Source organism: Nocardiopsis sp. TNDT3 (genome assembly GCF_003427465.1).
GTDB classification, from domain to species: domain Bacteria; phylum Actinomycetota; class Actinomycetes; order Streptosporangiales; family Streptosporangiaceae; genus Nocardiopsis; species Nocardiopsis dassonvillei.
Genome location: NZ_QPFC01000848.1, coordinates 1 through 9,813 on the forward strand (window position 1 = coordinate 1; position 9,813 = coordinate 9,813).

Sequence of the window (9,813 nt, forward strand, 5' to 3'; positions counted from 1 at the left end):
ACCAGGGACGACCGGTGATCGGGTGGTCGCTTCGACTAAGCCGCTCCATCCACCCCTCCCCACCAGGGACGACCGGTGATGGGGTGGTCGCTTCGGTTAGACCGCTGCTAGTACCCCTGGGATGACCGGTGGGCGAGTGACCGCAGGAGGCCCCCGCGGACGAGAGAACACGAGGACAGGCGTGACCACACCGCTGGTGATCGACACCGACACCGCGCAGGACGACTGCGTGGCCCTCCTCATCGGGCTGCTGGACCCTGAGGCGGACCTGCGCGCCATCACCATGGTCGCGGGGAACGTCGGCTTCGACCAGCAGGTGCGCAACGCCTTCCTGACCCTCAGCGTGGCCGGTCGCCTGGGCGAGGTGCCGGTGTACCTGGGCTGCCGCCGTCCGCTCGTGCGCCCGTGGGTGAGCGCGGAGAACGTGCACGGCGACGGGTCGGGGGGCCTGTCCATGGACGTCTCCGGGTTGGAGACCGAGCGCGAGCACGCGGCGGACGCCCTGGTCCGGCTGGCCGCGGAGAACCCCGGCGAGCTGTCGATCGTGGCGATCGGGCCGCTGACCAACATCGCGATGGCGGCCGCCAAGGACCCCGACTTCGCCCGCAACGTCGGCGCCCTCTACGTCATGGGCGGGTCCAACAACGGCCGCGGCAACATCACCGCCGCCGCGGAGTTCAACTTCTACGTGGACCCGGAGTCGGCCAAGGCCGTGTTCGCGGCGGGCTTCGAGATCACCGTGGTCCCCTGGGACCCGCTGACGCTGCGCCAGGCGGTGTTCGGCCAGGAGCGGCTGGACGCCCTCGCCGCCCTCGGCACGCCGCTGTCGGACTTCTTCGGGCGCGTGTGCGCGGCGACGCTGGAGTTCGACCGCAGCGTGGGCATCGACGGCACCACCCACCCCGACTCCCTGACCGCCGCGGTGCTGCTCCACCCGGAGCTGGTGCGCCGCTCCGCGCGCTACCACGTGGACGTGGAGACCGCCGGGGAGCTGACCCGCGGCTACTCGGCCATGTCCTGGGGCGTGCACGGGCTGGAGGCGAACGCGACGGTGATCGAGGAGATCGACGCCGACGGGTTCTTCGACCACCTCGCCGGGCTGCTGTCCCGGCGCACCGTCCCGAACCGGACCGTCACCGGCCTGTAGCTTCCGACCTCCGGCTGCCCGGCACCTGACGGACACCTTCTCCATGCCATGTGCCACGGATCCATAACATCCGCACGAACGCGGAACACCGCACCGCCACGCTCATAGCATCGATGCTATGAGCTGGGGTAGCATCGAACTGGAGCCGGAAGCCGAGCTATGGCTGGAGGCGCTGTCTGACGAGGAATGGGCGCAGGCCATGTTCCACCTGGACCTCCTTGAGTCCCGCGGAGTCGGCTTGGGGTTCCCCTACACGAGCCAACTGGACGGCAAACCGCGGGAACTGCGCTTCTACTGCGGTGGGCAGCGGGTGCGCGTCACCTACTACATCGCGGGCGAGCGACGCATCATCATGCTGACCGTGTTCCGCAAGACCCGGGCGCGCGAGTCAGCCGAGGTCAGGCGGGCGACGAGGGCCATGAACGAGTGTCTGCGCGCCGGTCACACCATCGACGGCGAGGAGGAATGATGAGTACCTCACCGAGAAGGACCCTGTCCGAACTGAAGTCGTCCGAGCGCTTCGACCGGCCCGGAGTCCGAGAGGCCTACGAACTCACCCGGCTGCGTTTCGAACTGGCTGAGACCGTCCGGCTGCGGCGGGAGCAGCTCGGCTGGTCCCAAGCCGAACTCGGGCGCCGGGCGGGCATGCCCCAGTCCAGCATCGCCCGTTTCGAGCACGGTGGCACGGAGCCGACACTGCCCACACTGGAGCGCATCGCCGAAGCCCTGGGGCTGGTTCTGCGGGTACGGATGGAAACCCCTACGGAACAGGAACCCGACTCCAGCGCCGCGTAGATCGTTCACACCACCGGGCACCGTCCCGAACCGGACCGTCACCGGCCTGTGAACCCGCCCCTCGGCCCGGGCCGGGACGAGGGGTGTGCGCGGCAGGGCGACGGGACGCTCCAGCGGCCCCCGGGGGCTTCGGCGTGCGAGGGGGCACGCCCGCCCGCCGCCGGCCCCCACGGGGCGGTCCGGGGAGCCTCAGCCGTTCTTGACGACGATGGTCTCCACCGTGTTCGCGACGTGCTCGAACGCGTCCGCGGCGGTCTCCAGCTCCTCGATGACGTCCTTGAGCTTGAGGACCGTCAGGGCGTCGTACTCCCCGCTGAAGAGGCGGGCCAGGAGCTTGCGGTAGATGCGGTCGGCCTGGTTCTCCAGCTGGTTGATCTCGATCCAGTACCGGGTCAGGTCCTCCAGCGTGCGCAGGCGGGGCATCGCCTCGGCGGTCAGCTCGGCGGCGCGCTCCAGCACCTCGATCTGGTCGATGATCCCCTTGGGGAGGCGCTCCAGGCCGTACAGGCCGATGAGGTCGACGGCGGCCTCCATGGAATCCATCACGTCGTCCAGGTTCGAGGCCAGACGGTAGATGTCCTCCCGGTGGATGGGTGTCCCCGAGCTCTTGTTGAGGCGTCGCATGATCGCGTGGGTGGCGTCGTCACCCGCGTGCTCGCAGGCGCGCATCTTCTCGGTGATGGCCTCGCGGTCGGCGCCGTCACTCATCAGCTCCACCAGCAGGCGAGCCGCGATGACCAGGTTGTTCGCCGAGTCGGTGAACATCTCGTAGTAACTGTCATCACGCGGGCGCAAGCGCAGGCGCACGTCGTTCTCCCGATGGTGCGGTGGTGTTCCTTGGTGGATGTTAAGCGCGTCGGCCAGTTGGTCCGGCGCGGCCGGGCTGGGCGGCGCCGGTCCGGCGCCGAGGGGTTGGGCTGGCACGGGCTTAGTCACCGCTTATTCATCTGGTGGTGCCGCCGCGTGGAACACCCTGGGGGTGCGGGGTCCATCGCAATCCTCCCAATCTCGACAACACCGGGACGGTTCGGGACGCTACCGTGTCCCGCTCCCGCTGGCCAGCGTCGCGCTGAGACAGGAATCACCCAATCGAGCGGAGACCGGTGGACAGTTCCACCGGGGTTCTTCGATGTCCACCTTCGGTCTATTTGGCCGCAATAACAAGTACCCCCTCCGTTCAACGGGCCGATCACCCGGCCACGCCGCGGTTCGGGCCCGTAGGCTCACCTCCATGCCTTCCGCCCTGAGCGCGAGCGCCGTGCGGCGCCTCCGCGCGTCCCTGGACGAACAGCTCTCCGAACTGGGAGAGGCCCCCTTCGAGGGGAACGACGAGGCCGCAGTGGCCGCCTGCGCCGAGGCCGTGCTGCGCGCCGGGGAGCCCGTGCGCGCGGCCCTCAAGGCCGCGGTGCGGGGCACCCTGGCGGTGCTCGCGGACCGTGCTCCCGGTCACAGCCTGGAGGTGCGCGTACCGCCGTACGGCGCCGTGCAGGCCGTCGAGGGGCCCCGCCACACCCGCGGCACACCGCCGGGCGTCGTCGAGACCGACCCTCTCACCTGGCTGCGCGTGGCCACCGGCCGCACCCCCTGGGAACAGGCGGTGTCGGAGCACCTGGTGCGGGCCAGCGGCGTGCGCTCCGACCTGTCCGGACACCTGCCCCTGTGGCCGGTACCTCCCCCGGGTGGTGCCCGGCCGACGGCCAGGCACTAAGCTGTGGGTGTGTCGTACTCCGACGGCCGGCTCACCATGGATCTCGATCCGCTCGAACGCGGCCCGCAGGACGCCTGCGGTGTCTTCGGGGTCTGGGCGCCCGGCGAAGAAGTCAGCAAGCTCACCTACTTCGGCCTCTACGCTCTGCAACACCGCGGTCAGGAGTCCGCGGGCATAGCGTTGAGCGACGGGGAACGGATCGTCGTCTACAAGGACATGGGACTCGTCTCCCAGGTCTTCAACGAGGCGACCCTGGACTCCCTGCGCGGCCACCTCGCGATCGGCCACTGCCGCTACTCCACCACCGGGTCGCCGGTGTGGGAGAACGCGCAGCCGACCTTCTACACGGCGCGCGAGGGGGGTCTGGCGCTCGGCCACAACGGCAACCTGATCAACACCCCGGAACTGGCGGCGATGCTGCCCGACACGCGCCGGGGGGCCACCACCGACACCGAGGTCCTCACCAACCTGCTGGCCGAGCGGGCCAGGAGCGGCAGTTCCGTGGAGGACGCCGCCCTCGAACTGCTCCCGCAGGTCAGGGGAGCCTTCTCCCTGGTGTTCATGGACGAGGGCACCCTGTACGCGGCGCGCGATCCCCAGGGCATCCGCCCGTTCGTGCTGGGCCGCCTGGGCGAGACCTCCGGCGCGGGCGGCTGGGTGGTCGCCAGCGAGACCGCCGCCCTGGACATCGTGGGCGCCAAGGTCGTGCGCGAGATCGAACCGGGCGAGCTCCTCACCATCGACGAGCGCGGGGTCCGTTCGCGGCGCTTCGCGCCCGCCCGCCGCAAGGGCTGCCTGTTCGAGTACGTCTACCTGGCCCGTCCCGACACCACCATCGCGGGCCGCAACGTCAACTCCACCCGTGTGGAGGTGGGCCGCCGCCTGGCCAAGGAGCACCCGGTGGAGGCCGACCTGGTCATCCCGGTGCCCGAGTCCGGCACGCCCGCCGCGGTCGGTTACGCCGAGGCCAGCGGCATCCCCTTCGCCCAGGGCCTGGTGAAGAACTCCTACGTGGGGCGCACCTTCATCCAGCCCAGCCAGACCCTGCGCCAGCTGGGCATCCGGCTCAAGCTCAACCCGCTGCGCGACGTCATCGAGGGCCGCCGCCTGGTGGTCGTGGACGACTCCATCGTGCGCGGCAACACCCAGCGGGCCCTGGTGCGGATGCTGCGCGACGCGGGCGCCGCCGAGGTGCACGTGCGCATCTCCAGCCCGCCCGTGCTGTGGCCCTGCTACTACGGCATCGACTTCGCCACGCGCGCCGAGCTCATCGCGGCGAACATGTCCGTGGACGAGATCGCCGCCTCGGTCAACGCCGACTCCCTGGCCTACGTGGACCTCGACGAGCTCATCGCCGCGTCGGAGGTGCCCAAGGACAACCTGTGCCGGGCCTGTTTCGACGGCGTGTACCCGATCGAGGTGCGCGACGACGCCCGGGGCAAGTACCTGCTGGAGAAGTCCTGCGGCACGCCCGAGGGATCGACGCTGGCCACCAGCGACAAGTAGTCCGCCGCCGGGCCCGCACGGGCCCGCGCGGCGGCTCCGCCGTGCCCTGGGAGGGGAGGCGGGGACCGCACCACCAAGCGACACAGCACGAGGAGAACTGGCGTGGCAGCCGAAAGCACGGGGACGTCGGGCGCGTACGCGGCCGCCGGGGTGGACATCGCCGCCGGCGAACGCGCCGTCGACCTGATGAAGCGCCACGTGGCGCGCACCCGCAGGCCCGAGCAGGTGACCGACGCCAGCGGCTTCGCGGGCCTGTTCCGGCTCGACACGAACAAGTACAAGGACCCGGTCCTGGCGACCTCCACCGACGGCGTGGGCACCAAGGTGATGCTCGCCCAGCAGATGGACCGGCACGACACGATCGGCATCGACCTGGTGGCGATGGTCGTCGACGACCTCGTGGTCAGCGGCGCCGAGCCCCTGTTCATGACCGACTACGTCGCCTGCGGCGCGGTGGTGCCCGAGCGCATCGCCGAGATCGTCGGCGGCATCGCCGAGGGCTGCCACCAGGCGGGCTGCGCGCTGGTCGGCGGTGAGACCGCCGAGCACCCGGGCGCCATGGAGCCGGACGAGTACGACCTGGCCGGTGCGGGCACCGGCGTGGTGGAGGGCGACGCGATCCTGGGCCAGGACCGGGTCCGCGAGGGCGACGCCGTCATCGCGATGGGCTCCTCGGGCCCGCACTCCAACGGCTACTCGCTCGTCCGCAGCATCGTGGACCGGGCGGACCTGGACCTGTTCGCGCACGTCCCTGAGCTGGACGGGGTGCTGGGCGAAGTGCTGCTCACCCCGACCCGGGTGTACGCCAAGGACTGCGTGGCGCTGACCGCGGCAGTGGAGGTGCACGCCTACGCGCACATCACCGGCGGCGGGCTGGCGGCCAACCTGGCGCGCTCACTGCCCGACCACCTGGACGCGGAGCTGGACCGCTCCACCTGGGCACCCGCCCCCGTGTTCGGCTACCTGGCCGACAAGGGGGGCGTGGGCCGGGAGGACATGGAGGCCACGTTCAACATGGGTGTGGGCATGGCGGCGATCGTCGCGGCGGACGACGCCGAGCGCGCCCTGCGGGTACTGTCCGACCGCGGCGTCCCGGCCTGGCGGCTGGGCACGGTGACGGCCGGTTCGGGACGGGCCGTCCTGACCGGCGAGTACCGCGGCGCGTGAGGAGCGGACGCGAACATAGCCGGTGCGAACCACCGCAGTGGTTCGCACCGGCTATATCCACCTGTCCGCTACGGCTCCCGGGTGCGGGAGCCGTGACCGCCACAGGTCAGCGGTTGTTGTCCGAGCGACCTGAAGGTCTCGGTCTGCCGGGTACCGGCCCTACCGGGTACCGGTCCTGCTGGATACCGGTGCTGCCGGGTACTCCGGGTACTACTTGTCCGAGTCCGAGTACTTGTCGGCAAGATCCGCGTAGCGGTCGACCAGGTCGTCGTGAGAATCCGCGTAGGAATCATCCGGACCCGACGGCCCGGAGGGAGACCCCTCGTCCTCAGCGACACCCAGCTCCGACCGCAGCCGCTCAAGGTCGGTCCCGCCGGAGCTGTACTTGAGCTTCCGGGCGACCTTCTGCTGCTTGGCCTTGGCTCGGCCGCGCCCCATTGGCTCGACCCCCTCAACGATTGGGTTCCGACGAACCCCAGATCACTTACAAACCCGCACTATCGGGCTGACGGCCGTCAAACGCGACTGACGACAGGCGCCAGCTTACGTACACACACAACCGTACCTGGTCGGCCCCCGTCGTGCCTACGCCACCCGGGTGTGACGGATGTGGTGAGCGCACGTAACGGCGGCCGCACAGGCTACCCGTGGTGAGTGCCACAGACAACGATATGTGCCACGATGCGTTCGTGCTGCCCTACACCGCCTATCTCCGCGTCTACCAGCCGATCAACGCCTTCTCTCCGTACGAGCGCGGTTACTGGGAGGAGTACGCCGCCTCCCCCGACCGGCCCCGGCGGATCAACGCGCTGGCGGCGGAGCACGCCGAGAGCCTGAGCCGCCTGGTGGCCACGCCCCCGGTGGTGGCGCCGGCGGAGGAGAGCCGCAACGCCTACCTGCGGCGGGTGAACGAGCGGCTGTACGTCTGCCCCTGGCAGACCCGGCTGCGCTCGTGGCGGGCCTTCACGGAGTTCACCAGCACGATGCCGGTGGGGGTGAGCACGGCGTTCGTGCCCGTGGACGAGGCGGAGCGGGCGGAGGAGGAGTACCGCGAGTGGCGGGACTCGGGCGCGCTGGTGCGGCCGGGGATCCTGTCGAGCAACTGGACCGTGCCGATCCCCTGGTTCGTGCCCTTCGAGGCCCAGGAGCGGTGCCTGGTGCTGTCGGCGAACTCCACCCGGACCCTGCTGTACCTGACACGGACCTCGCTGGCCCTGAGGCGGCTGGAGCAGACGGCGGCGGTGCTGCGCGAGCACATCGGCGAGCACGCGGTGTCGGCCGCCACCGAGCAGCTGACGGACTGGCTGACGCTGACCGCGCACCCCGACTCGCTGCTGGAGCTGGACTACGGCGGGCTGCCGCACCTCCTCAGCGACGACCACCTCGGCGAGGACCACTCGGTGGCGGAGGTGGCCGGGGCGATCGAGGCCCTGGCGACGGGGGACGGTCGGCGCGTGGTGGAGCTGCGCGAGAGGCTCACGCGGCGCTGGAGGTCGGTACGCGCACTGGAGCACGCCAACTGAGGGTTACGGTGTCACCACGTTTTCGTGGACACCCACCGCCTTCTGTCGTCATCCGAAAGGGCGGACACGTGCGCGCCACGCCGGTTACCAACCTGGTACACCAGGTTTCTCGCTCTTCCTCCGCCATCTTTTCGCACGTGACAAGGGTGCGAGCCCGGACGTCGTCCGCGCACGACATCAAGAGTCGTGAAACTGGGCATAACGCCCGATAGGGATCGGCGTAGACTGTAGCCAAACGATCACAGAGCGCACCCTCAGTAACCAGGAAACCCTTGTCACGCGGGGAATCCGCGCGACCCGACCGTCAGCCGAAGCACACGGCGCCCCTCCCCCGCCGGTCCGCCTTCTCCCCCGCACGCGAACCGCCCACCGAGGGCCAAAGGCGCCGCCACGCTCCACGGAGCCGGGTTTCGGTCAGGCAGCCGTAGCACTTCGGGCACTCCGCATCGAGAAAAACGAGGCCGGAGAACGAAGTTTTGACCGAATACGCCACATGCCACTAAACGTGTCGCTAGAATCACTTAGCGTGACGCGGCCACGGGCGGCTTTCTTTGGCCTCCCACGTGCAAAGTTGCTTGGAGTGGTCGTACAATCACCTCGGGTGATGCCAATATAGACCTAGAGGGAATATTGGACATCCGGGCCAAGTGCCAGGATTAAGGCTCAAGGATCGGCACACAGATCCAGGAGGAGAGGCCGTACACATGTCAACTCGCACGCCCGAGGCGGAGCCCCTGTTGACCCCCGCCGAGGTTGCCACCATGTTCCGTGTGGACCCCAAGACCGTGACACGCTGGGCGAAGGCGGGCAAGCTGACCTCGATCCGCACCTTGGGCGGACACCGCCGCTACCGCGAGACCGAAGTCCGCGCCCTGCTGGCCGGAATCCCCAGCCAGCGTACGGAGTGATCTCCCCTGTCTGCGCCGATTCCGGGGGGAACGGTCGGACGGGCTCCGGCCGCTGACAGCGGCTGACAAAGGTCGAGGGCGGGTCTTCCCACAGGAGGCCCGCCTTCCGCGTGTCCGGGCGCCGAGGGGCGGCGGGCCCGGACGTTCCCACCGGACGGGCCCTCCGCCCGGGGCCGTGTGAGGACATCCAGCGAAGCCGGGCACACGGATGCCCGGGCACGCGGTGGAGCCGGGCGGCGGGTCCCGGAGGGCGCCGGCTAGAAGTCCTCGATCCGGTCGTCCATGGCGGTGGTGCGGTCGCGGGCCAGGAAGGTGGCGGCCGCGCCGCCGCCGACCGCCACCACCGCGGCGGTGATCAGCGCGGCGAGCGAGCTGCCCGTGGTCGCCAGGCGGTCGTCGTCCCCGGCGGCCTCCTCCGGCCGCGGCGACTCCTCCTCGGGGTCGCCCTTGTCGCCCGGGGAGGGCGGGGTGGTCGCGGCGTAGGTGGACCCGAGCGCCCACGCGTCGGCGAAGTCCACCGCGAAGCCCCTCTCCTGGCCGACCTCTCCGACCTGCACCCACACGGTCATCCAGCTTCGGCTCCCCCGCCCGTCCCAGTCCTCGTCCTGGTCCCGGAAGGTGGTCTCGTTGGCCTCGAAGCGGATGCGGACCGGCACCTCCAGGGCCACGTCCCCGTCCTCGTCGAAGACCTCCAGGACCTCCGCCACCACGGTCCCGTCGGCGTTCTTGCCCAGCGGCCCGGCGGAGACGCCGAACGCGGTCAGGTCGCCGTGCGCGAAGGTCGTCTCGGTCACGCCGTCGTACCCGGCGGTGGCCGTGGCGGTCACGTCGGCGAGGGTGAACTCCACGGCGTTGCCGTCGGTGGACACCGTCTCGGCGGCGGCCCCGTCGAGGAGGAGCACGTCCCCGGCCGCGCTCGGGGAGGAGCCGGAGGGACTGGGGGACGCGCCCTCCTGCGGTTCGTGCCGGGGGGCGTCGGAGGGCTCCTCGCTCGCCTGGGCCGCGTCCTGGTCCCCCGTGTCCGCGGGGGTGTCCCCGTCGCCCCCCGAGCCCCCGTTC

Annotated in this window: 10 protein-coding genes and 1 pseudogene; 8 read left to right on the top strand and 3 right to left on the bottom strand. The window is 70.5% G+C overall.

Going from position 1 to position 9,813, the window contains the following annotated elements:
- Window positions 1-181 precede the first annotated feature (181 nt).
- The 3 genes from DQW06_RS20430 (at window position 182) to DQW06_RS20440 (ending at window position 1,942) form a co-directional block, all read left to right on the top strand.
- Window positions 182-1,147, top strand: coding sequence for a nucleoside hydrolase (locus DQW06_RS20430; protein WP_013155378.1), 966 nt, complete (start codon window positions 182-184; stop codon window positions 1,145-1,147).
- A 118-nt stretch (window positions 1,148-1,265) separates the two neighbouring features.
- Window positions 1,266-1,616, top strand: coding sequence for a type II toxin-antitoxin system RelE/ParE family toxin (locus DQW06_RS20435; protein WP_117199120.1), 351 nt, complete (start codon window positions 1,266-1,268; stop codon window positions 1,614-1,616).
- Window positions 1,616-1,942, top strand: a complete 327-nt coding sequence (locus DQW06_RS20440) for a helix-turn-helix domain-containing protein (protein WP_013155380.1) — start codon at window positions 1,616-1,618, stop codon at window positions 1,940-1,942. Before DQW06_RS20435 ends, DQW06_RS20440 begins: the two co-directional genes overlap by 1 nt.
- A gap of 189 nt (window positions 1,943-2,131) precedes the next feature.
- Here the strand turns inward: DQW06_RS20440 and DQW06_RS20445 are convergent, their stop codons facing one another.
- Entirely contained in the window at window positions 2,132-2,749 is a 618-nt protein-coding gene (locus tag DQW06_RS20445) for a DUF47 domain-containing protein (RefSeq protein WP_013155381.1), read from the bottom strand.
- Between the two features lie 424 nt (window positions 2,750-3,173).
- On the opposite strand from DQW06_RS20445, the gene DQW06_RS20450 reads away from it, so the two are divergent.
- The 3 genes from DQW06_RS20450 (at window position 3,174) to purM (ending at window position 6,323) form a co-directional block, all read left to right on the top strand.
- Window positions 3,174-3,650: a sterol carrier family protein gene (locus DQW06_RS20450; RefSeq protein ID WP_013155382.1), complete on the top strand. Its 477-nt coding sequence runs from the start codon at window positions 3,174-3,176 to the stop codon at window positions 3,648-3,650.
- A 9-nt stretch (window positions 3,651-3,659) separates the two neighbouring features.
- The gene (gene purF, locus DQW06_RS20455) at window positions 3,660-5,156 is read left to right on the top strand and encodes an amidophosphoribosyltransferase (protein WP_026338063.1); all 1,497 of its coding nucleotides are present in this window, start codon (window positions 3,660-3,662) and stop codon (window positions 5,154-5,156) included.
- A gap of 102 nt (window positions 5,157-5,258) precedes the next feature.
- Complete coding sequence (gene purM / locus DQW06_RS20460; RefSeq protein WP_013155384.1) at window positions 5,259-6,323, top strand: phosphoribosylformylglycinamidine cyclo-ligase; 1,065 nt, start codon at window positions 5,259-5,261, stop codon at window positions 6,321-6,323.
- 210 nt (window positions 6,324-6,533) lie between these two features.
- Here purM and DQW06_RS20465 read toward each other — a convergent pair whose 3' ends face one another.
- On the bottom strand, window positions 6,534-6,761 hold the full coding sequence (locus tag DQW06_RS20465; protein WP_013155385.1) for a DUF3073 domain-containing protein: 228 nt from the start codon (window positions 6,759-6,761) through the stop codon (window positions 6,534-6,536).
- Between the two features lie 233 nt (window positions 6,762-6,994).
- On the opposite strand from DQW06_RS20465, the gene DQW06_RS20470 reads away from it, so the two are divergent.
- Both DQW06_RS20470 and bldC read left to right on the top strand, forming a co-directional pair.
- The gene (locus tag DQW06_RS20470; RefSeq protein WP_036552281.1) at window positions 6,995-7,846 is read left to right on the top strand and encodes a hypothetical protein; all 852 of its coding nucleotides are present in this window, start codon (window positions 6,995-6,997) and stop codon (window positions 7,844-7,846) included.
- Window positions 7,847-8,550: 704 nt separating this feature from the next.
- Window positions 8,551-8,754 carry a developmental transcriptional regulator BldC gene (bldC, locus tag DQW06_RS20475; RefSeq protein ID WP_013155387.1) on the top strand — a complete coding sequence of 68 codons (204 nt, stop codon included), beginning with the start codon at window positions 8,551-8,553 and terminating at the stop codon, window positions 8,752-8,754.
- Between the two features lie 257 nt (window positions 8,755-9,011).
- Here bldC and DQW06_RS20480 read toward each other — a convergent pair.
- Window positions 9,012-9,813 (bottom strand): annotated as a pseudogene (locus tag DQW06_RS20480) (hypothetical protein); the annotation flags it as partial.